Annotated in this window: 18 protein-coding genes; 8 read left to right on the forward strand and 10 right to left on the reverse strand. The window is 59.4% G+C overall.

Features of this window, described 5'->3' with window-relative positions; all coding sequences use genetic code 11:
• Positions 1–134: 134 nt before the first annotated feature.
• The gene (locus HJB83_RS25700) at positions 135–350 is read right to left on the reverse strand and encodes a hypothetical protein (RefSeq protein ID WP_207584331.1); all 216 of its coding nucleotides are present in this window, start codon (positions 348–350) and stop codon (positions 135–137) included.
• Positions 351–903: 553 nt separating this feature from the next.
• On the reverse strand, positions 904–1,740 hold the full coding sequence (locus HJB83_RS25705) for an alpha/beta fold hydrolase (protein WP_207580879.1): 837 nt from the start codon (positions 1,738–1,740) through the stop codon (positions 904–906).
• A 498-nt stretch (positions 1,741–2,238) separates the two neighbouring features.
• Between HJB83_RS25705 and HJB83_RS25710 the strand changes: the two genes are divergently transcribed.
• On the forward strand, positions 2,239–3,198 hold the full coding sequence (locus HJB83_RS25710; RefSeq protein WP_207580878.1) for a S1C family serine protease: 960 nt from the start codon (positions 2,239–2,241) through the stop codon (positions 3,196–3,198).
• An 18-nt stretch (positions 3,199–3,216) separates the two neighbouring features.
• Here HJB83_RS25710 and dusA read toward each other — a convergent pair whose 3' ends face one another.
• Both dusA and HJB83_RS25720 read right to left on the reverse strand, forming a co-directional pair.
• Positions 3,217–4,218 carry a tRNA dihydrouridine(20/20a) synthase DusA gene (gene dusA / locus HJB83_RS25715; protein WP_207580877.1) on the reverse strand — a complete coding sequence of 334 codons (1,002 nt, stop codon included), beginning with the start codon at positions 4,216–4,218 and terminating at the stop codon, positions 3,217–3,219.
• 183 nt (positions 4,219–4,401) lie between these two features.
• Positions 4,402–4,614 (reverse strand): cold-shock protein, encoded by a 213-nt coding sequence (locus HJB83_RS25720; protein WP_003540801.1) that lies wholly within the window; start codon positions 4,612–4,614, stop codon positions 4,402–4,404.
• 722 nt (positions 4,615–5,336) lie between these two features.
• Here HJB83_RS25720 and HJB83_RS25725 point away from each other — a divergent pair.
• Positions 5,337–6,425, forward strand: coding sequence for a preprotein translocase subunit SecY (locus HJB83_RS25725; RefSeq protein ID WP_221132840.1), 1,089 nt, complete (start codon positions 5,337–5,339; stop codon positions 6,423–6,425).
• 101 nt (positions 6,426–6,526) lie between these two features.
• Here the strand turns inward: HJB83_RS25725 and HJB83_RS25730 are convergent, their stop codons facing one another.
• The 4 genes from HJB83_RS25730 to HJB83_RS25750 form a co-directional block, all read right to left on the reverse strand.
• A complete protein-coding gene (locus HJB83_RS25730; protein WP_164012128.1) occupies positions 6,527–6,994 on the reverse strand; it encodes a DUF3828 domain-containing protein in 468 nt (155 codons plus the stop codon).
• A 230-nt stretch (positions 6,995–7,224) separates the two neighbouring features.
• Positions 7,225–10,011, reverse strand: a complete 2,787-nt coding sequence (locus HJB83_RS25735; RefSeq protein ID WP_207580875.1) for a cadherin domain-containing protein — start codon at positions 10,009–10,011, stop codon at positions 7,225–7,227.
• A gap of 75 nt (positions 10,012–10,086) precedes the next feature.
• The gene (locus HJB83_RS25740) at positions 10,087–13,998 is read right to left on the reverse strand and encodes a metal-binding protein (protein WP_405049176.1); all 3,912 of its coding nucleotides are present in this window, start codon (positions 13,996–13,998) and stop codon (positions 10,087–10,089) included.
• Positions 13,999–14,392: 394 nt separating this feature from the next.
• Positions 14,393–14,779 (reverse strand): GNAT family N-acetyltransferase, encoded by a 387-nt coding sequence (locus HJB83_RS25750; RefSeq protein ID WP_207580874.1) that lies wholly within the window; start codon positions 14,777–14,779, stop codon positions 14,393–14,395.
• Positions 14,780–15,036: 257 nt separating this feature from the next.
• Between HJB83_RS25750 and HJB83_RS25755 the strand changes: the two genes are divergently transcribed.
• Together HJB83_RS25755 and HJB83_RS25760 are read left to right on the forward strand one after the other, a co-directional pair.
• Positions 15,037–15,759: an SOS response-associated peptidase gene (locus HJB83_RS25755; RefSeq protein ID WP_207580873.1), complete on the forward strand. Its 723-nt coding sequence runs from the start codon at positions 15,037–15,039 to the stop codon at positions 15,757–15,759.
• A 70-nt stretch (positions 15,760–15,829) separates the two neighbouring features.
• Positions 15,830–16,528: a hypothetical protein gene (locus HJB83_RS25760; protein WP_207580872.1), complete on the forward strand. Its 699-nt coding sequence runs from the start codon at positions 15,830–15,832 to the stop codon at positions 16,526–16,528.
• Positions 16,529–16,596: 68 nt separating this feature from the next.
• On the opposite strand, the gene uvrB is transcribed toward HJB83_RS25760, so the two are convergent.
• Complete coding sequence (gene uvrB, locus HJB83_RS25765) at positions 16,597–19,629, reverse strand: excinuclease ABC subunit UvrB (RefSeq protein WP_221132841.1); 3,033 nt, start codon at positions 19,627–19,629, stop codon at positions 16,597–16,599.
• Positions 19,630–19,857: 228 nt separating this feature from the next.
• On the opposite strand from uvrB, the gene HJB83_RS25770 reads away from it, so the two are divergent.
• From HJB83_RS25770 to HJB83_RS25785, 4 genes are all read left to right on the forward strand, one after another.
• The gene (locus HJB83_RS25770; protein ID WP_207580870.1) at positions 19,858–20,199 is read left to right on the forward strand and encodes a hypothetical protein; all 342 of its coding nucleotides are present in this window, start codon (positions 19,858–19,860) and stop codon (positions 20,197–20,199) included.
• Positions 20,200–20,621: 422 nt separating this feature from the next.
• Positions 20,622–20,846, forward strand: a complete 225-nt coding sequence (locus HJB83_RS25775) for a DUF982 domain-containing protein (protein WP_246762760.1) — start codon at positions 20,622–20,624, stop codon at positions 20,844–20,846.
• Between the two features lie 101 nt (positions 20,847–20,947).
• On the forward strand, positions 20,948–21,337 hold the full coding sequence (locus tag HJB83_RS25780) for a hypothetical protein (RefSeq protein WP_207580869.1): 390 nt from the start codon (positions 20,948–20,950) through the stop codon (positions 21,335–21,337).
• Between the two features lie 137 nt (positions 21,338–21,474).
• Positions 21,475–21,852: a hypothetical protein gene (locus tag HJB83_RS25785; protein ID WP_207580868.1), complete on the forward strand. Its 378-nt coding sequence runs from the start codon at positions 21,475–21,477 to the stop codon at positions 21,850–21,852.
• Positions 21,853–21,994: 142 nt separating this feature from the next.
• Here the strand turns inward: HJB83_RS25785 and HJB83_RS25790 are convergent, their stop codons facing one another.
• Positions 21,995–22,762, reverse strand: coding sequence for an adenylate/guanylate cyclase domain-containing protein (locus HJB83_RS25790; protein WP_207580867.1), 768 nt, complete (start codon positions 22,760–22,762; stop codon positions 21,995–21,997).
• Positions 22,763–22,896 lie beyond the last annotated feature (134 nt).

Below are 22,896 nucleotides of genomic sequence, written 5' to 3' on the forward strand. Positions count from 1 at the left end.
CGCGATGTATGTGCGCATCTGCTAACGCAGCGGGGTAAAATGGGGCTCGGCCAACGGCGGTCGATGCGGTGGGTCGCGGCCTGCCGGAGACCGGAAAGAATGCTGCGTTCGAGCGTATAGCGGGTTGCGCGTTATCAGGTTCGCTTCCCGCCGGCCAGCAATCGAAGCTGGTTCTCGTCATGCACGCCTTGCCGGTAGAGCTCGATGATAAGTGCGCCTAGACGGGCGGCTTCCTCGCCTGATCGGTCAATCTGGAGCTCTCTACACAGCGCTTCATGGACACGCCTGCACACATCGAGATCTTCGGATGCGAGCGGTTCGTCACGCGTACTGAACAGCTTGTCTGACATCGCAATCTGCCCTCTTTCGATGCCGTGAATCGCTATCGGTGAAAAAAAGATAATTTCGTGATCCTTGCTCTGCAAGATGGGCGAACGTCCGATATTCAAAAACAATTCGGGGCGCCCACGCCCGGAAGGATACGGACGAGGGCAGTGCGCATGGGTATGAGACCGATGGTCGTGTCGGCCTGACAGGCAGCGCGAGCATGGAAATCTACCTGGTTGCGGGGTCCTTGCCGCTTTGCTGCGACAGACGCAGTTCTTTCAGCCTTTTGGTTTTCTCGCGGCGAGCCCGCTGCTCTGCTTCGATGGTTTCCTTGGCGGCTCGCTCGGTGTTTTCGAAGCGATCCTGCCGGTAAGCCTTTGATGAGGGTTCACGTTCTCTTGTCATGGCCGCTAAACGCAAATCGGCGAAAACGGTTTCATGAGAAAACGAGGGAGCCGCTCTCAAAAAATCGAGGTGGTCGGCGTCGCCCGTCTATTGCAGCCGACGGGTGCTCAAATCTGTCGTGGCGGTCAAGTCATGCCGCGGGCGCCTCACCGGCGCCTGCGGCATGACGGATCATTCCTTAATGAAAGCGAGGATGTCCGGATTGATGATGTCGGCATGGGTCGTGCACATGCCGTGCGGAAATTTCTCGTAGACCTTCAGCGTGGCGTTCTGCAGCAGCTTGGACGAGAGCAACGCAGAGTCGGCGATCGGCACGATCTGGTCGTCGTCGCCGTGCATGACGAAGGTCGGCACGGTGATGATCTTCAGGTCTTCGGTGAAGTCGGTTTCCGAGAAGGCCTTGATGCCGTCGTAGTGCGCCTTGGCGCCGCCGATCATGCCCTGGCGCCACCAATTGTTGATGACCGGTTCCGATACTTTCGCACCCGGTCGGTTGAAGCTGTAGAACGGGCCGGCCGGCAGGTCACGGTAGAACTGCGAGCGATTGGCGGCGAGCTGCCTGCGCAGGTCATCGAAGACCTCGATCGGCAGGCCGCCGGGATTGGCATCGGTTTTTACCATGATGGGCGGCACGGCGCCGATGATGACGAGCTTGGCGACGCGGCCCTGCGGCTGGCCATGGCGGGCGACGTAATGGGTCGCTTCGCCGCCGCCGGTGGAGTGGCCGATATGGACGGTATTCCTGAGATCGAGATGCTCGACGACGGCTGCGGCATCGGCGGCGTAATGATCCATGTCGTGACCGTCGCCCACCTGGGTAGAGCGGCCGTGGCCGCGCCGGTCATGGGCGACGACCCGGTAGCCCTTCTCGAGGAAGAACAGCATCTGGGCGTCCCAGTCGTCGGAGCATAGCGGCCAGCCATGATGGAACATGATCGGCTGGGCAGTCTTCGGCCCCCAATCCTTGTAGAAGATCTCGACGCCGTCCTTAGTCGTGACTGTGCTCATGTCATGGCTCCTTGGTTGATTGGATTGATGCGGTCGGAAGTTTGCGCCGTCGCCGGCGGAATTGGCAAGACTACGAGCGCCGTTGCCCCGAAGGCTTGAGCAAGAAGCTGGGGCGTGAGGTAACACCGGCGGAATGTGCTGATGTTGTTATTGAATACCCTTTTCTATTATGTTGATATGACAGAAGTTTGTATGGCCCGGTGCGATGGTCGCCGCAACAGGCTTGATGGCGTCGCGACGGCAGCTGATTTCACGGGCGAACGTCTGCAATGAGCCAGTTTTTTTCCGTTCGTTCAAGATATCTGTCCGGGTAGTTCGATATATCTGTCCGGCTAGTTATGTTCGCGTGCTCCCGCAATTTCAGGCAGCCGCCCACGCTCACTTGAACGCCGGTCGACGCCCAACCATCTAATCCTCAACAACAGTATGATGGCGAACCGTCGCAACCGAGACCGCTTTGGCCGCGGACGACCGTTACTCCCGCCTGAGGATTAAATCATGGGTTACATGGACAAGGCGATAGCGCCTCAGAATGACGGGGCGCTGATCGATGTCTATTCGCAATCGATCGCGGCAGCAGTCGACACGGTCGGGCCGGCCGTCAGCCGGATCGAGAGGGTCGGTGGCCGGCAGGGGCACGGGTCGGGCTTTGCCATCTCGCCTGATGGATTGATCATCACCAACAGCCATGTCGTCGACGACGCCAAGGTCGTTCGCATTACCACGCCCGATGGCTTCGTCACCGAGGGCCGTGTGCTCGGCCGCGATGTCGATACCGATATCGCCCTCATTCGCGCCAATACAAGCACCGGCGCCTGGGCGAAGCTCGGAGATTCCCAACGCCTGCGCCGAGGCCATATCGCCATCGCGATCGGAAATCCTCTCGGTTTCGAGTGGACTGTCACCGCCGGTATCGTCTCAGCGCTCGGCCGGTCGATGCGGGCAGCCAGCGGCCGGCTGATGGAGGATGTCATCCAGACCGATGCGGCGCTCAATCCCGGCAACTCAGGCGGACCGCTGGTGTCTTCCAGCGGGGAGGTGATCGGCGTCAACACCGCCGTCATCCAGGGCGCGCAGAGCATCGCCTTTGCCGTGGCGTCGAATACGGCCAATTTCGTTGTTTCGGAAATTCTCCGCTACGGCCAGGTGAGGCGCGCCTTCATCGGTATTTCAGGCGATACGATCGTGCTGCCGCGCCGGGTGGCACTGGCGGCGGGCACGGTGCAGACGACCTCCGTCCGCATCCGCCGCGTCGAGCCGGAAGGGCCGGCGGCAAAGGGAGGGCTGCAGGAGGGCGATTATATCCTCGCTATCGACGGCAGTCCGGTCGGCGGCGTCGATGATATCGTCCGATTGATGGATGGCAGCAGAATCGAGAGGGATACCGAGATCCTGGTGTTTTCAGTAGCAGGCCGGATCGTGAAGAAGACCCTGCTGCCGACGGCGCGGACGCCCTGACAAAGACATCACCTCACGTCAGGCGCTGACCGCCTCCTGCTCCGTCCCTGAAAAATCGACAGCCGCAAAGGCCGCCGCCAGCACCTCCGGCCCGGCGCCGCTCTTGGCTGCATCGGTCGACAGGATCTGGCGGTAGCGCCTGGCGCCGGGCAGGCCGGTGAATAGGCCGACCATATGGCGGGCCACGTGCTGCAGCCGGCCGCCGGCCGCGATGTGGCGTTCGGCATAGGCCATCATCCGATCACGCAGCGCTTCCCAATCCGGTTCGCCCGCCGGCGCGCCGAAGAAGCGCTGGTCGATTTCGGAAAGGATCGCGGCGTTCTGGTAGGCGGCCCGGCCCAGCATGACGCCGTCGACATGTTCGAGATGGGCGGCGGCTTCATCAAGCGTGCGGATGCCGCCGTTGATGCCGATGAAGATGTCGGGCCAGCGCTGCTTCATCCGATAGACAATGTCGTAGTCGAGCGGCGGGATCTCGCGGTTCTCCTTCGGGCTCAGGCCCTTCAGCCAGGCCTTGCGGGCATGGATCCAGATTGCGTCGGCGCCGGCATCTAGAACGCGGGTGATCAGCGCCGGCAGCGCCTGTTCCGGCTCCTGCTCGTCGACGCCGATCCGGCATTTCACTGTCACCGGCACGGTCGCTGCCGCCTTCATCGCCCCGACGCATTCGGCCACCGTCTCCGGCGTCAGCATCAGGCAGGCGCCGAAGGTGCCCGACTGCACGCGGTCGGAGGGGCAGCCGACATTGAGATTGATCTCGTCGTAGCCGTAGGGTTCGGCGATCTTCACCGCCTCGGCAAGCTTGGCCGGGTCCGATCCGCCGAGTTGCAGCGCCAGCGGATGTTCCGCGGCGTCATGGCCGAGCAGCCGGTCGCGCGGACCGTGGATGATCGCATCGGCCACCACCATCTCGGTATAGAGCAGCGCCTGCCGGCTGATCTGGCGATGGAAATAGCGGCAATGCCGATCCGTCCAATCGATCATCGGGGCGACCGCAAAAATCGGGCTCTTCTGCGTCATCGACGTTCCATAATTCGTTGTTCTCTGGGTGCCGCAAGGGCCCCGCACCGCCGCGGGGGCGGGACCATCTCTTCAGCGCGCATATAACATCTGGCGGTGCGATCGACAAATGACGGTGACGCTGCAAACAGAAACGGCGCCCCTTGCGGAGCGCCGTTCATGCCGCCGAAGCGGAAGTCTGACTTACGAAGCCGAGATGTTGACGGCCTTCGGGCCCTTGCCCATGCGGTCCGGCTCGGTGTCGAAGGTAACCTGCTGGCCTTCGCGCAGCGACTGGATGCCAGAAGCCTGCAGCGCAGAGATATGGACGAAAACGTCCTTTGCGCCGCCGTCCGGCGTGATGAAACCAAAACCCTTGTCCTGGTTGAAGAATTTTACGGTGCCCTTGGTGGCCATTGGGATCGTCCTTTTCCCTTAGTCTGTGTAGTATCCGCGCCCCCGAGAGGAAGCGGACGGCTTTAGCTTTCGCCCCGATCGATGGGGACGAAGGGTCAGTCGGAGAAGTCACGTACGGGGAAAGAACGTCTACGTAGGCGGGTAGTCCCGCGCCGCCTTCCAAACGGAAGGGATTACCACATCTGTCCAGTCACCGGCATGCAAATGCCCGAGTATCAAATTGGTGGCAGCTTTTCGGGCAAAAAGCAAGTGGGATTATTTTGGCATGCCCGCATCGATGGCAGGAAATGTCGAAGATTCAGATACTTGAGGAAGAGTTAGCGGTTCCTTGCATGGCTGTGCCAGAGCGGGATTCCGTTCCGAAACGGGATGAGCGGTGGTGGCGTCGGCAAACAGGATTTGGTCACAGCCCGCAAGCCTCAGATTTTGGAGACTTTCGGAACGTGACCGAGAGGGTACGGGAGAGGACCAAGCTGGACCGAGTGGTCGAAGCTCCACGAAAATTGATTGGAACTCGGCCAAGCTGGAGTGCTGGCTAGCCAAATAGTCAGGCCGGGCACTTTGGAAGAAAATCATGGAGCGCTACCGGTTGGTGGCCAGAATGCAAGGAGTGCTTAAGTCCGATTCGGAAGTCCTTGACTTCGCATGATCGGACTCACTACACGCTATGGATGGCACTCGCGAGACGCGAACCATCAAGATCGGTGACCGAAGGAAGTCGAATGGATTCGCGGCAAACGGTCATCACCTTCGCGTTTGTCGGCATCGTTTACGTGCTGGGTTTGCACGTCCCACTCCCTGGGATCGATTTGGATGCCTTTACCGGCCAGAGTTACACTGTCGATTCCGGCATGCTCTCTCGTGTATCGATCCTAGCCCTCGGACTGATGCCCCTCTACGCCGCGCTGGGACTTGCGGAAATTGCACGGTTGATCGGTTTTCCTTGGCTCAAGCGGAAGGACAAGCAAAGCGGAAACATCGGCCCAGGAGCTGTTGTCGTTGTGATCGCGCTAGTCGTTGCGGCTATGCAGGCTTGCGGCATATCAGGCGGCTTGGCCGCGACGCCTCTCGTCGATGACGAGGTGACTAATTTCACCATCCTCACGATTGCATCCTACATGGGCGCGACGGCGTTTACGATCTTTCTTTCCGACCGGATAAGGATCGCGGGCCTGCGCGACGGCTTCTGGCCGGTCTATTCGATTCCAATCCTGTTAGGCCTACCAAACAACGTAATCATGTCAGTCGAAATGACGAGAACCGGAGCCGTGCCTTCGACGCAATGGCTGATCGTCGCGGTTTATCTCGTGATGTCGGTCGCGGCCGTGGTTGTAACGTCTGTCTTGTGGAGATCGGCATGTCGTGAAACTGGCGTCGTCGAAGGAGAAGCGGTCGAGCCCAAGGAAATTCTCATCTGGCCGCCGGTCCTTGCTATCACCGCTGCAGTTTATGTGTTGGGCGTCATCGCCTTCATTGCCCCAAGTCTTGCTGCTGCAGCGCAAGGGGCGACCCTGCAAGTTATCGTTCTCGCAATAGCATCGATCCTGATCCCGCTCGTTGTTTTCTCTTATATTAGGAGACTCAAGGTCGCGAATATTCGTCTGATTGTGATCGCAATCATTATCGCCTTGATCCAGATATTGCTGCTCGTCTTCGGCGCTATTGTAAGTGCATTCATTCAGCTTCCAGTCAGCCCAGGCGCCATCGGAGTCATCGTTTTGACGGTCACAGCCCTTGGGCTTCAGGACCGGGATAAAGTCAAAGTGGAAGGCTCATTGAGACCTCATGTCTCAGCCCAGACTGACTCATGATCGCTTCAACTCACGGAAACGCTTAGCTCTCTCGGCCAGTTCCCCTCGTTAGTGCTCGAGTAAAGGGTGCGGCACTTGCTCTTTCGGTGCTATAGCTACCGCTACTGCGCATCACCCAGCAAAGCGCTTAGGCTCCACGGATTATTCCCCTTCTGATTGGCGATATCGTCGACCTTCCAGCCGCCGTGCTGCCGCACCAGCGTGTAGAAGAGCGTCACCTCGTCGCCGTTTTCGAACTGCACTTCCACCTCGGCCTTATTATCCAGCAGGATGGGCTGACCGATCCTGACGTCGCTCGCCGCGCCGTCCTGGCCCGCGATGACGGGATCGAAGTCGATCGCGCCGACATCGCCATCGGGCGTGTTGTCGAGATCGGCCTGGAGCAGCTCGTTCAGATGGTCGGAGAAAAAGATCGAATAAGGCGAGGGCGCCTCGGCGTCGCTATTGTCGGTGTTGTAACTGTAGAGCGCCTTGAGCAACGCCTTCGGTGTCTTGTAGGTCTCGGCCGATGCGGGCAAGGCTGCAAGCGCCGACACGGCAAGGGCCAGGATGAATGTGGGAAGACGCATGCGGGCTCTCCTCGGATGAGCAGAAATCATAACCGAAACGGACGTCCAGGTGGAGCTGCATTTTTGAAAGGAGATTGCCCGGGCACGGCCGCTGGCCTTGCCAGTCTCCGGCCGGTGTCTGCGGGCGATTACCAGGAAAGTCGGCCGCTCGTAGCGAGGCGGGGAGTCCGGCCTCTCTTTGTCGGGATCGCCGGTGAAGCATCTTGCGTCCACCGGCGATCGTATCGCGATTAAATCAACGCTTCATGCGACAGGCTGGTAAACGACGGCTCGAAGACGTCCTTCACGGCGATCGTGAAATCGTGGCTGGTGGTGTTTCCAGCCGCGTCATAGGCCTCGGCGGTGAAGGTCAGGCTGTGGTCGCTTTCGAAGTCGATCGCGGCCTTCGTCTGGATCTTGTTGCCGACGAGCTTGAAGATGCCGTCCGCGTCGTCGGTCAGCCGCCACTTCACCGCGCCGCCTTCCGGATCCACGGCGGAGAGAAGGCCGACCGAGGTGCCGATCGCGACATTCTCGGATATCGAGCCGCGCGAGAAGGCAAGATTGATCGGCGCCTTGTTGACTGGGGCTTCGTTGACGTCGAGGACGTTGATCGTGATGTCCTTTTCGACCGTGACCTTACCGTCGGACACCGCCACCTTGATCGTGTACGATTTGGCTGTCTCGTAGTCCAAAGCCTTCGAGGTGACGATGCGATTGCCATTGAGGCGGAAGTGATCGTCGGCGCCGTCGATTAGCTTGTAGGTAAGCGTGTCGCCATCGGCGTCCTTTGCGCTGAGCAGGCCGAGCGTGGTCCAGATCGGGGTATTTTCCAGCAGGGAGGTTTTCGATAACTGGATATTGGTCGGCGCGGCATTATGGTCAGCCGTGAAGGTGCCCTTGGCGAAATCGTAGACACCATCGGCAAAACGAGCGATTTCGATATCACGCAGCGTATCGGTACCCTCTTTGGCGCTCGTCAGGATATGATCAGCATTGTTCATCGCGAAGGTATAATTGGCAAAATTGCCGGAGAAGACCGCCGTGTCGATGCCAGCGCCGCCAAACAGTGCGTCATTGCCGGCGCCACCTTCGAATCGGTCGTTGCCATCGGTCCCGAAGAAATAGTCGTCGCCACCGCCGGTCTTGACGTCGATACCGAAGGCGGTGCCATAGATGTCGACGTGGCGGTTTGCCAGTTCGTCGGAGAGGTCAGCATGGGCGCTGTCTGTCAGCGTCAGTGCGAGGACATCGTTCTCGTAACCCGGCTTGTCGTATTTGACGATCTTGTCGAAGCTTTCGAACTGGGCGGCCGAAGCGAGAACCTCGGCTCCCGCCGTTTCAAGAATTTCAACATTCTTGATCGTCAGGCCGGCAAGCCCGATGGATTCCTGCCCCGGGCCTAAAGTAGGTTTGATGACCTGTAGCGTGTCCGTGCCGGCGCCGCCATCGATTACTCCGGAAAGCGCGGAAGAGTGTGACTGCAAGTTGATGGCATCATTGCCATCGCCGGCATCAATATCGAAGGCCTCAGGGGCGGTCGACATATTATCGCCATCGGTGATTTTATCGTCGCCCGCGCCGCCTTTGATGACGTCATTTCCGACGCCGCCGAAGATCTGATCGTTGCCATCGCCGCCGGTCAATTTGTCGTTGCCGGCATTGCCGTTGATCGTGTCGTTGCCGCCGCTACCATCGAAAGTATCGTTGCCGTCGGTTCCCGTAAATATGTCGTCACCGCCGCCAGTCTTGACGTCAATACCGGAGACCGTGCCAAATATACTAGCCCGACTGTTTCCAAGCTCGTCGGAAAGATCGACATGGGCCTTGTCCGTCAATCTCAAGATGGCGATGGAGGAGCCGAAAGCGTCCTTCGTTCCCGAGATTTTGTCAAAGCTTTCTAACTGCGCGGATGAACCGGTAAAGCCATACTCATTCGTTTCAAGAATTTCGAAATTCTTGATCGTCAGCCCGGCTATCCTGGATACGCGCAGTGTATCAATGCCGGTACCGCCATCGATCGTGCCGGAAAGCCCCTGAGACTGTGTCTGGAGGGTTACGATATCGTTTCCGTCGCCGGCATCGATATTGAAGACTTCTGATGAAAGACTCGAAACATCACCATCGACGATTACGTCGTCGCCCTTGCCACCGATCAACCGGTCATTTCCACCATTGCCGTTGATGTAGTCGTTACCGTCGCCGGCGTCGAAGATGTCGTTGCCGGCAGTTCCGGTGAGAAGGTCGCGAGCGCTCCCGGTCGTGACGTCGATGCCGGAAACGTTAGGGCCGCCAAAGATGTAGTTTAGCTTGCCTGCCAACTCGTCGGAAAGATCGACATGGGCGCCGTCTGTCAAGACCAGCTGCACGGAAGAATCGGAGCCGGTACCGATGATTTTATCGAAGGATTCGAATTGTGCCGTCGATGCGGTCACGCTGGATGTCGCAGGCTGGAGAATCTCGACGTTCTTGATCGTCAGGCCTGTCAGATCATTGGCTTGCAGCGTGTCGGTGCCGGCCCCGCCGTCTATCGTTCCCGATATCTTGGCGAAAGAGCCGGTGAACAAAATCACTTTGTCGTTGCCATCGCCGGCATCGATATTGAAGGTTTCAGCGACATCGGAAAAATAATCTCCGTCGCTAATCGTGTCATTACCCGCGCCGCCCTTGAGGACGTCATTGCCGACGCCGCCGTAAATCTCGTCATTGCCATCGCCGCCATTCAGCGTGTCATTGCCTGCTTCACCATTGAGCAAGTCGTTACCGGCGCCGCCGCTCAGCGTGTCTGCGCCACCACCACTCACTATGGTGTCGTTGCCGGCGCCCGTCGTGATCGTATTGGGGCCGCTCGAGCCCCTGACGCTCGCGGAAACCGAGCCCAACTCGTCGGCGAGGTCTGCCACGCTGGAATCTGAGACGGTGAGGGCGACGGCGGAGAGAGGATTAGCGGCGGAGTAGCGGATAACGTCGTAAGCTTCGAATTCAGCGCCGGTCTTGGTAATTGTAGCGCCGTTGGTGTCCAGAATGTTCAAGGCCATATTCAAACTTTCAAAAAAGAGGTTGGCGACGCATCCCTGAATCTGGGAGCGATCATGTTGAGGTTAGATCAGCGCTTAGTGCAGCAGGCTCGAAAACGATGGCTCGAAGACGTCCTTCACGGCGAACGTGAAGTCGTGGCTGGTGGTGTTTCCAGCCGCGTCATAGGCTTCGGCGGTGAAGGTCAGGCTGTGGTTGCTTTCGAAGTCGATCGCGGCCTTCGTCTGGATCTTGTTGCCGACGAGCTTGAAGATGCCGTCCGCATCATCGGTCAGCCGCCACTTCACCGTGCCGCCTTCCGGATCGACTGCTGAGAGGAGACCGACCGATGTGCCGATCGCGACGTTCTCGGAGACCGAGCTGCGCGAGAACGAGAGCTTGATCGGAGCGTGGTTGATCGGCGTTTCGTTGACGTCGAGCACGTTGATCGTGATGGCCTTTTCGACGGTGACCTTGCCGTCGGAGACGGCAACCTTGATCGTGTGGGATTTGTCCGTCTCGTAGTCGAAGGCCTTCGAGGTAACGATGCGATTGCCATTGAGGCGGAAGTGATCGTCGGCGCCGTCGATGAGCTTGTAAGTAAGCTTGTCGCCGTCTGAGTCTTTGGCGCTCAGCAGGCCGAGCGTTGTCCAGATCGGTGTATCCTCGGAGAGGGAGGTTTTCGAGAGCTGGATATTGGTCGGTGCCGTATTGTTGAGTTTGAATGTTTCCGTGGCGAAATCGTAGACGCCATCGGAAAAACGCGCGAATTCGATGCCTGTCAGCGTATCGGTTCCTTCCTCGGCGCTGGTCAGGATGTGATCGCCATTGTTCAAAGCCAGGGAATAATTGGCGAAATTGCCTGAGAAGATCGCGGTGTCGATGCCTGCGCCGCCGATCAATTTGTCGTCGCCGGCACGGCCATTGAAAAGGTCGTTGCCTCCACTGCCGTCGAAAATATCGTTGCCGTTGGTGCCGACAAACTCGTCGGCGCCGCCGCCGGTCTTGACGTCGATGCCGGAGGTGTAACCGGTAATGAACGCCCCGACATCTCCCAGCTCATCGGAAAGGTCGAGATGGTTGCCATCCGTCACAGCTAATGACGCGCGCGAACTGTCGAACGGATCGGTCAACCAGATGATCTTATCAAAGCTTTCGAACTGCGCGCTCGAACCCTCAACCAGGCCAATCGTTTGAAGGGTTTCGATGTTCTTGATCGTCAGGCCTGTCAGCGTGGAGGCTTGCAAGGTATCAATCCCGGCACCGCCGTCGATTGCTCCGGAAGCCAGTGAATCATATCTTTGAATAGTTATGGCATCGTCGCCCTCGCCCGCATCGATGTCGTAGACCTCAGGGGTAACGTCGAACAGTTCACCATCCGAGATAAAATCGTTGCCGGCGCCGCCTCTGATGACGTCATTCCCGGTGTTGCCCGAGAGCTGGTCATCGCCGTCGCCTCCATTCAGAATGTCATTGCCATCTCCGCCCGTGAGCAAATCACTGCCATCACCGCCGTTCAGAGTGTCGTTGCCATCTCCACCATGGATCCAATCGTTTCCGTCGCCGCCGTTCAACGTATCGGCGCCGTAACCGCCTGCGATTTTATCGCTGCCTGCGCCGGTGGTGATGATCGAATCGCCTCCGCCGAAGTCGGTCACATCTGCGACGGCCGAGCCCAGTTCGTCAGAAAGGTCTACCGTCCCGGAATCTGAAAGGAACAGAATGACGGGGGCGAGAGGATCGGTTGGCGAGTTGCGGATGACATCGTAGGCTTCGAACTCGGCGCCGGTCATGGTCGTTATGAAGCCATACGTATCGAGGATATTCAAAGGCACATTCGGTTGGGTATCATTGCTTGTGAAGGTTTCCGTGCCGAAATCGTAGAGGCCATCGGCAAAGCGGGCGAATTCGACGCCTGTCAGCGTATCCGTCCCTTCCGCAACACTTGTGAGGAAGTGATCGCCATTGTTCAACGCAAAGGAATAATCGACGAAATTGCCTGCGAACAGCGCCGTGTCGATGCCCGCGCCGCCATTAATGGTGTCGTTGCCGGCGCCGCCGGTCAATTTGTCGTCGCCGGCATTGCCATTGAGGATGTCGTTGCCACCGCTGCCGTCGAAAATGTCGTTGCCGTCGGTGCCGGTGAACTCGTCGTTACCGCCGCCGGTCTTGACGTCAATGCCGAAGGCATCGCCGTCGACGAACGCTCCCAGATCTCCCAACTCGTCGGCGAGATCGAGGTGGGCGCTGTCCGTCAGTGTCACTGCGGCGCGAAAGTCGCCAAACGGATCGGTCGACCAGACGATTTTATCGAAGCTTTCCAATTGTGCGCTCGATCCGGCGACCGACCATCCTGCCGTCTCAAGGACTTCGATGTTTTTGATCGTCAAGCCCCGGAGCGAAGCGGCTTGCAGCGTATCGATCCCATCGCCGCCATCAATCGTTCCGGAATTCAGCGGAGCCAATGTTCCTACGCTTATGGAATCGTTGCCGTCGCCCGCATTGATGTCAATGACTTCCGCGCTTAGGCCGAAAAGTTCACCATCGTCAATCGTATCGTTGCCAGCGCCGCCTCTGATCACGTCGTTCCCGACGTCGCCAGAGATGTGGTCATTGCCGTCACCGCCATTCAGCGTGTCATTGCCAACGCCACCATTGAGGCTGTCGTATCCTGCGCCGCCGTTCAGCGTGTCTGCGCCGTCGCCGCCTGCAATATTGTCGTTGCCTGCGCCTGTCGTAATCACATCGTTGCCGCTTGTGCCGATCACATTGGCGGAGCCAGAGCCCAGTTCGTCGGAAAGGTCTACAGTGCCTGAATCCGAGATGACTAGGTTGACCGGGACGAGAGGATTGATTTCGGAGTCGCGGATGACGTCGTAGGCTTCGAACTCAGCGCCGATTTTGGTAATCGTCGCGCCATTCGTGTCCAGAATATTCAGCGGGGTGCCCGGCTCGGTGCTGTTGACCGTGAAGGTTTCCGTCCCGAAGTCGTAGACGCCATCGGCAAAGCGCGCGAATTCAACGTCTGTCAGTCTATCCGTGCCTTCCAGCACGCTCGTCACGACGCGACTGCCATTGTCGACCGCGAAGGAGTAATCAGCGAAATTGCCTGCAAATGCAGCCGTGTCGATGCCCGCGCCGCCATCAATGGTGTCGTTGCCGGCGCCGCCGGTCAGTTTATCATCGCCGTCGTTGCCATTGATGAGGTCGCTACCGCCGCTGCCGTCGAAAATGTCGTTGACGTTGCTGCCGGCAAACTCATCGTCGCCGTCGCCGGTTTTGACGTCAATACCGGAGAAGCCGCGGACAAGAGTGCCAAGATCTCCCAGTTCGTCGGAAAGATCGAGGTGGGCGCTGTCCATCACCACCAGCGAGGGGTCATAACTGAAGACGGGGTCAGTTGACCTTACGATCCTATCAAAGCTCTCGAACTCTGCGCTCGAACCGCTAATCTGAAATGCTGCCGTTTCAAGGTTTTCTAAATTGTTGAGCGTCAGGCCGTGGAGCGACCAGGTGCGCAACGCATCGATGCCATCACCGCCGTCAATCGTTCCCGACGTAAACGCAGCGAAGCTGTCTATGGTTATGACGTCGTCGCCGTTGCCTGCGTCGATGTTCAGGATTTCCGGCAGCGGGCCCTCAGGTCCAAAGTTAAAACCGCCATCGGTGATTCGATCGTTGCCATCACCGCCGACCAATTTGTCGTTGCCGGCATTGCCGTAGATTATGTCGTCGCCGGCGCCACCGGTCAGTGTGTCCGCGCCGTCGCCGCCTGAGAGGATGTCGTTGCCGGCACCCGTCGTGATCGTGTTGTCGCCGCTCGAGCCGGTCACATCCGCCGATACCGAGCCCAGTTCGTCAGCTAGGTCCGCGGTGGAGGAGTCGGAGACGGTGAGGGAGACAGGTCCGGAAGGATTGGCTTCAGAGTAGCGGATAACGTCGTAGGCTTCGAACTCGGCGCCGGTGTTGGCCATTGGGGCGCCGTTTGTATCCAGAATATTCAAGGCCATATTTTAATCTTCCCCAAAAGATGCGTTTTACTCTGAAATATGAGAAATCCCCGAAAGAACTGTTTATCGGCTCGGCCGACGACAACCCCACGGGGATCTATGCCAACCATTAATGAAGTTTTCAATGAAAAATTGTGATTTTTTCTTGGTCTTTTAACGAAAAAGTAAGGCTGAAATACTGGGAAAGGACTTTGAATTTGCAAACCAAAAGGCGTATTTTAGTCTTTTAATTTATACCCCTCCTATTCGGACATAAGCTCGCGGTATAAGCGTGAAAAACTGTATTCGTTTGGCGCGCTTTGGCATTGCGCGTCGGCGCCTGACCGTCGGCGTCGCTATTCCGCCTGATGACGGGCTTGGCGCCTGCCGTTTGAGGGCGGCCTGTTGAGACCTCTCATGCGAGCTTGATGAGGCCCGCCGCGGTGGGGGAAAATCCGCAGCCGCGGTAGAAGCCGGTCAGGTGCGGTTCGAAATCGACATGCAGCCACTCAGCGCCGCGCTCCTGCGCAACTCTCGTCGCTTCCCTGACCAGCCGCGTCGCAATCCCCTGCCGGCGCGTGTCGGGATGCACTGAGGTGTCGAGAATGAAGGCATGAATGCCGCCATCCCAGGCGACGTTGACGAAGCCGACGAGTGTGTCGTCGTGATAGGCGCCGATATGGGCGAGGCTGCGGGGCAGGATGCGAGAGAAATCCGGTGCTTTCGGCGTGCTCCAGGCGGCTGACCAGAGGGCGTTGAGTTCGGCGGGCGAGGGGAAGGGGTCGATGCGGAGTTCGGGCATGGGTGGTTTCCGATTCGTAGTCGCGCCGCTTGCCGGACGTGTTTTCTCCGCCAATTCCGCTTGCTTCGCAATAGACCGATGGCTGGGGCAGGCCTCCTCTCAGCCTTGAGGTCAGGGCGCCCACTTCTCATCCTTCATTTCTGTGTCCTCATGGCCGCGAAGGGGCATTCCTGAATGGACACAACTGACGCTTCGTTGACGACGTCTCTGTCGAGAACATAATCGGAACATCTAATACTCCATCGACAGAGAGCGCAATGTGCGGACGCATCTTCGTTAAAACTTCGCTTGAAGAATTGATCAGCAATTTCGCCTTTGCGGTGAAGGGCGGGGATATCGACGGGCTGGGAAATCGCTTTCCCCGATGGAATGGAGCGCCGTCGCAAGATTATCCTATTATTATCAGGGATATCGTGCGCGAACCCGATACGTTAGGCCCCATATTCGTGACCGCGCGCTGGGGTCTGATGCCTTCCTGGGCGAAGCCCGGCGGCAGGCCGCCGCCGGTCAACGTCCGCTGCGAGGGGATCAGCTCCAACGGCATGTTCCGCTCTGCCTACCGGTTGCGTCGCTGCCTCGTTCCGATCAATGGCTTCTTCGAATGGAAGGACATTCACGGGACCGGCAAGAACAAGCAGCCCTATGCCATCGCCATGACGGACGGCTCGCCTTTTGCGCTCGCCGGCATCTGGGAAGCATGGACGGATGAGAAGGGCGCGTCCATCCGCAACTTCGCCGTCGTCACCTGTGAGCCGAACGAGATGATGGCGACGATTCATGACCGCATGCCCGTCATCCTGCATCGCGAGGATTACGAGAGATGGCTGTCGCCTGAGCCGGACCCGAACCATCTCTTGAAACCCTTCCCGGCGGAGCTGATGACGATGTGGAAGATCGGCCGAGATGTCGGCTCTCCGAAGAACGACAGGCCGGAGATCATCGAAGAAGTCGAGGACGATCCGGAACCGACGCTGATCTGACTTTACCGGCTCGGGCGGAGCCATTCACGAAACCATGCGGCAGAGACATCCTCATGAGGAGAGGAAACGCATGCAAGACGATATCGGAACGCTCCTAAGGTCGTTCCTCAATAATGCCCTTCGCAAACAGCCTCAGCGTCGTATTCGGGATTTTGGCGGCTATGAGGTTGGCAAGCGCCGAAAGCTCGATGTCATCGAGCCGATCGCGCGAGATACGGCAGATTTTCTCTGCACCTATCTCCACATCAGGCTGCACGGCGAACCGGCGAGCAGGGAAGGCGTCGCCTCTGCCGTCGCCGCAGCCTTGAAGAATGTCTCCGATGAGTTCGCCTACAAGCTGACCTGGCACAATGACGAGGCATGGAGCACCGTTTGCAACTCGGTCGCGGAGTTTTTGGAAAGGTGCCTGCAGATCGAGCCGAAACCCTATGATGGCTCGCTGACGGCGCAATCGGACTATAACGGGTGGAAGAGCTGGGAGATGGTCATCAGCGGCGAGACGCCGAGGGGAAGATGGCGGCACTCCTGGAAGGAGAAGGCCGGCGACGATTTCATCGGGTTCCATGGCGATGTCTGCATGGGGCGGATCTTCAAGATCGATCTGACGGGGTCAGACGAGCGCTGGTACTGGCTGATCGCGGCCGACGGCAGCCCTCGACGCGGATGGCCGGCGGCGGGGTTTGAGGCGAGCGCCAGGAGTGCTGCCTGTCGGGTGGAGCGGATTTATTTTGCGCTGGTGGCGGGGACGGGGAGGACGGGGTGTGGGTGAAGGGAGGTGGTGTTCGCCGTGTTCGTAAATTTGCGGAGTGGGCACGGTCACTCGGCGCTGCGCTTGCCTCACCGCCCCGGCCGCCCAGTCTTCCCCTTCGTCCGTCCCTTGCGCTTCTGCTCGCCCGGATCCTCATAGCTCCCCACACCCCTCTTCCCGCGTACGACCGGACGCACGTCATCGCGCTCCGGCTGCCCCTCAAGCAACGGTGAAAACCGCTTCGTGGCCTTGGCGGCATCCGGCTTTTCCGGCACATGCCCGATGACTGGCTTTTCCGTTCGGCCGACAGTCATTTCGTCGAGGTCGTTCTTGCGGAACAGGCCCTTCTTGGCGGGTTCGGCGATGTCGCGGCCCATGTCGTCGAGGGCGGGTTTGCGGAAGAGCGGAGTGGCGGTGTCAGTGCCTGGGCCCATGTCGTCGATCGAGGGTTTGGCGAAGTAGGAGGTTCCACGCCCGCCCTCGTGGTTCGAGACGGCCCCCTGGGCCTCCTCACCATGAGGGCTGTTACTCGAGCGCGCTGCTTTGTTCTTACCATTGGGGCGGCCGCTTTTGCCCTCCATCGCCTTCGCTTCCTCGCGGGCCATCGGGTCGTCCATGGCGGCGAGTTCCACTGCCTTGAGGCGTTTAATTTCGTCGCGCAGGCGGGCGGCCTTTTCGAAGTCGAGGTCGGCGGCGGCGTCGCGCATGCTCTTTTCGAGGGCGTTGAGATGGGTCTGCAGGTTGTTGCCGACGAGGTTGCCGCCATCGGCGAAGCCCTTGCCGGAGACGCCTGATATATCGGCGCGGACGTGGTCGCGTTCGTAGACGCTGTCGAGGATGTCGGAGATCCTGGCCTTGACCGATTCCGGGGTGATGCCGTGCTCCTGGTTATAGATCATCTGCTTTTCGCGACGGCGGCTGGTTTCCTCCATCGCCCGCTTCATCGAGCCGGTGACCTGGTCGGCATAGAGAATGACCTTGCCGTCGACGTTACGCGCGGCACGACCAATGGTCTGGATCAGCGAGGTCTCGGAGCGCAGAAAACCTTCCTTGTCGGCGTCGAGGATGGCGACGAAGCCGCATTCGGGAATGTCGAGGCCTTCGCGCAAAAGGTTGATGCCGACCAGCACGTCGAAGGCACCGAGGCGCAGATCGCGGAGGATTTCGATGCGTTCAAGCGTGTCGATGTCGGAGTGCATGTAGCGGACGCGCACGCCCTGCTCATGCAGATATTCGGTCAGGTCCTCGGCCATGCGCTTGGTCAGCACGGTGCAGAGGGTGCGGTAACCCTTGGCGGATGTTTCGCGGATTTCGCCGAGTACGTCGTCGACCTGGCTGCGGGCCGCGCGGACCTCGACCGGCGGGTCGATCAGGCCGGTCGGGCGGATCACCTGTTCGGCGAAGACGCCGCCTGATTGCTCCATCTCCCAGCCGCCCGGTGTCGCCGAGACGGCGATGGTGTCGGGGCGCATGGCGTCCCATTCCTCGAAACGCAGCGGCCGGTTGTCCATGCAGGAGGGCAGGCGGAAGCCGTATTCGGCCAGCGTCGCCTTACGGCGGAAGTCGCCTCGGTACATGCCGCCGATCTGCGGCACGGTGACATGGCTTTCGTCGATGAAGACGAGGGCATTGTCGGGGATGTATTCGAACAGCGTCGGCGGCGGATCGCCGGGGTCGCGGCCGGTGAGATAACGGGAATAATTCTCGATGCCCTGGCAGGAGCCTGTGGCTTCGAGCATTTCGATATCGTAGCGGGTGCGCTGCTCCAGGCGCTGCGCCTCCAGCAGGCGGCCGGCCTTCTCCAGCTCGGTCAGGCGAAGCCTGAGCTCCTCCTTGATCGACTTGATGGCGCCGTTCAGCGTCGGGCGCGGAGTGACATAGTGCGAATTGGCGTAGATCTTCACCGATTTCAGGTCGCCGACCTTCTGGCCGGTCAGCGGGTCGAACTCGGTGATGGCGTCGATCTCGTCGCCGAACATCGAGATGCGCCAGGCGGCATCCTCCAAGTGGGCGGGGAAAAGCTCGATCGTATCGCCGCGCACCCGAAAGCTACCACGGGTGAAATCCATGTCGCGGCGCTTATATTGCTGGGCGACGAGGTCGGCCAGCAGCTGGCGTTGGTCCAGCCGGTCGCCGACCGACATCTGGAAGGTCATCGCCGTATAGGTCTCGACCGAGCCGATACCGTAGATGCAGGAAACAGAGGCGACGATGATGCAGTCGTCGCGCTCGAGTAGCGAGCGCGTCGCCGAGTGGCGCATGCGGTCGATCTGCTCGTTGATCGAGCTTTCCTTCTCGATATAGGTGTCGGAGCGCGGCACGTAGGCTTCCGGCTGGTAATAATCGTAGTAGGAAACGAAATATTCCACCGCATTGTCGGGGAAGAAGTTCTTGAATTCGGAATAGAGCTGGGCGGCCAGCGTCTTGTTCGGCGCCAGGATGACGGCCGGGCGCTGCGTCGCCTCGATCACCTTGGCCATGGTGAAGGTCTTGCCCGAGCCGGTGACGCCGAGCAGCACCTGGCTGCGGTCGCCGTTCTCCAGCCCCTCGACGAGATCGCGGATGGCGGTCGGCTGGTCGCCGGCCGGCTCGTAATCCGACTGCATGCGGATCGTAATGCCGCCTTCGGATTTGTCGGGCCGGGCAGGGCGGTGCGGCGTCCAGATCTTGCCGTTCTTGTGCAGCGGATTGCCGCTCTCGATCAGCGCCGACAGCGCCTCGACGGTGGCGGTGACGGCGGTGCCGGCCTGCAACGACGAGGCTTCCTCCAGCGTCGTATCCATGCCGGAGACGGGGTTGAGGCCGGCGGCGGCGCGCGTCTTCGGGTCGGTGGAACCGCCCATCGAAGTTCCACGGGCGCTTTTTGAAGCGGCAATCTCCACCTTCTTGTTGACGCCGACGGCCTCCGAATGCTTGCGCGCCTCATTTTCCACCTTCTTGCGGTGCTTGCCCGCCTTTGAGGCGATTTCGCGCTGCGACTCGACGCCGGAGCTTTCGGCATCTGCCTCCAGCTGCTTTACCCAATCGGCGACGGAACCCGACAGCGGAGCGCCCTCGAAGGACGATTGCGGGGCTTCCTCGAAGCCATTCGGGGCGGGGGATTTCTTCGGAGATTTGGCCATGGCGGGAATATGGAGAGAGTTAGCGCGAAAGGGAAGAGGGAAAGAGTACAAAAGGGAAACGAATGAATCGTTCAGATTGGCGAATAATGTTGGGCGCGGAATGTTGGCAAAGAGGCTGCAATGAGGTTTTCCCGAGTACATAAATAAAAAGTCTGTGGTTGAAAAGCGGATCACCTCCCGCGCTGAGGGCGGCAATGTTACAGCTATTGCGGGAATCGGGGACCATTCATGAAAAAGATCATTATCGCATTCGCGGCGACCGCTGCACTGGCCAGTTGCGCCAAACGTCCTGACGCCATCGTGCAGGTCGATATTCCGATGGCGGCTTATACGAACCTTGGCTGCGAAGCTCTCGCTGTCGAACTGAAAAAGGAGAGAGCTAAGCTGGACGACTTGTCGAAGCAGCAGATCAGTGCGGCGAACGGCGATGCCTTCGGCGTCTTTCTCGTCGGCGTCCCAATCGGCAGCGTTGCGGGGGGAGACAAGGAAGGCGAGATTGCCGCGTCGAAAGGCAAGGTTTCCGCCATGCAGTCCGCTGGTATGAGCAAGGGCTGCAAGTTGCCCGCCTGACGACGGGCGGCCGCGGCTTCGTTGCCAGGGCACCTAGGGACGTGGCGCCGCTAAGCCGGCGCACCCGCATCGTCCTTCGGGGCCCCTGCGGGCCACCTCAGGATAAGGCTCTCTTGGGCGCCGGCGGTTATCTCAAGATCTCTCTTGAGCGCTGGCGCGGCATCCTCCAACGCTCCTCTTCCTGAGGTGCGCAGTCCATCGGACGGAGCCTCGAAGGACGCGCCGCAACGCTGCTTCTTGCATCCTTCCAATGTCGGCGTACCCGGCCTTTCAATAGTGATACCATCCGGGCGCACACTGGAACCGAGATCGGTCTTCCGCAGTTATTCCTGGTCAATTCAGCTTCAGGTGTTATTGCCATTAGCGACCATCCGTCCTTCTGGGGAAAACCGATTTCCATCGATCTTGAAATCGGCGAACGGCTGGTTCTCCGCTCGCCGCAGGATGCGCTTTATGCCCTCGTCTCGGACTGGCCGATCCATGGCGGCGTCCATCAGCAGAGAACGATTGATTTCTGCCGCGCCTGGCTTGCCGGGCGCATGCCGGCCGAGACGGTGAGGCAGGCCTTTATCCTTGCGGCGCTGGAAGCCGGCGTGCCGATCGATGATCATGAGGACGATGCCGGTCATGCGGTCGACAGCCGGTGACGCCAACGATATTTCTTGCCATGTATTGCAAATATTATTCCCGCTGTGTTTGTGGGAATAGGCAGCGTACATGCGCTCCGATTCTTTGGAGACTTTAAGAAATGAGAATAAAAGTCTTTGTTTGCGCTGCTCTGCTGGCGCTCGCCGGCTGCAACGCCCCGGTGTCGCAATCCGTGGCAGAGTCCCAGCGTCCGCCCTCAAATGAAGTCCGGCAGAACTTCATCAATATTGTGTTCAAGAGAAGCTATAGACACGAAGCAGGAGAAGTCGTCTGGGCGCGCATATCCAGCGTCGTTCTGCTCGATCCCGAAAAACAGATCTATGCTTACTGTGTCCGGGTGGTGCCGAAGCACAGCTGGGGAGACTGGGCCTATCTCGGGGTCTCGTTCACAGAGGGCAAAGTGCTGGGCGCAACGGCGAATGACGATCGATGCCGCGACAAGCGGCTGCGTTACTACCCGTTTCCTGAGATGAACGGCATGAAGACCTGACGAAAGAGACGAGGGCTCGGGCCGCGTCGCCGTTCCAGGCCTTGTTGACCGGCGGCGCGGCATGCCTCCAGCGTCGTGGTAGCGCCGCCATCCGGAAAGCTCGATCTATCGATTTTAATAGAGGAAGATCCAACTGAATGAAAAACAAATTCCTTGTCTGCGCCGCTCTGCTGGCGCTGACCGGCTGCCAAACGCCAGCGCCGCAGTCCGTTACAGATTCCCAGCGGCCGCCTTCCAGCGCAGTTCGACGCGAGTACATCGACGCTCTGCGGGGAACCATTAAACCGGGGAACTTCGTAAAGGCGGAGATTTCCAGCGTGGTTCTGCTGAATCCGGAAAAGCAGATATACGCTTATTGCACGCGCACGACGGAACGCAGCAATCCGAACTGGTCCTATATCGGCCTGGGCTTGCAACACAACATGATATTGTACCTGAAAAAGAACGACTATCGCTGCCATGATAAGCTGCTGCGTTATTATGATTTTCCGGAATTACGCAACATGAAGTACTGAGGAAGCGGCGGGGCGCTTGGCAGCCTCGCCGAGCACCTTTCGGGCGTCGTCAGAACCAGAGATCCCTTCGCTTGTTCCTGAGTTAACCCGCTTACAGTCGGTTCCCCCAGCAATCAAAGCGTGAAAAAAGAGGTGCGGTACTTCAGCCCTTCACCAGCACGCTTGCTTGCACCGGCTGTTCGATGCCCTTCAGCGCAAGCATGCGCGTTTCGGCGCCTGCTGCGAGGTCGGGAGCCTTCGTCGCCGTTTCCGCAGAGATCAGAATCTCGCCCGCCGCGGCTTGGGATTCAAGCCTGGCCGCCTGGTTGACGATGCCGCCGATCGCGGTGAAATCACTGCGGAAGCTCGAGAATTCGCCGATCTGCACCTCGCCGGAATGGATGCCGACGCCGACGCCGAGGGTGCGGCCGGGCAATGTGTCGAGCACCAGGCCGTTCAGCGCCGCGGCGCAGTTTCGCTGGATCTCCTGCGCGGCCCGGATCGCGGCGACGGCGTGATCGTTGCGGACGATCGGGAAATTGAAGATCGCCATCAGGCCGTCGCCCATCTGCTTGTTGACGATGCCGTCATGCGCCCAGATCGCCTGGGCGCAGCGATCCTGGAACAGGCTGACGATCTCGCTCAGTTGCACAGCCTCGATGCGCTCCGACAGATCCGTGAAGCCCCTGATATCGGCAAACAGGATGGTCGCGTCGACGGTGATCTGGCGCTGCTTCTTGACGTACTGAAAGGAACGTTCGCAGATCGTGCAGATATCGGGGTTCATCTTGCTGCGGGTGATGCCCAAGGCGCGGAACGGCAAGGCGAGCGGGCCGCCGATCGGGATCGGCATATGCATCTGGTCCCAGCAGCCGCGGCAGATCCTGGCGCTGCCGTGGCTGGTCTGCCGACTGGAAGAGGCTGTGGTCATATCGAACAATCCGTCGCCTTATAGCCAAAAAACAAGCTTCCGATACTCGCCTGCTTTTGGCAACTCTGCTGATAGTCGAAGGCTGCGATGGCTTGAAGTATTCCGTCTGGCGCCATTCTTATCGGACCGCTCGC

The sequence above is a fragment of the Rhizobium sp. NZLR11 genome (assembly GCF_019685115.1).
In the GTDB taxonomy this organism is placed as follows: domain Bacteria; phylum Pseudomonadota; class Alphaproteobacteria; order Rhizobiales; family Rhizobiaceae; genus Rhizobium.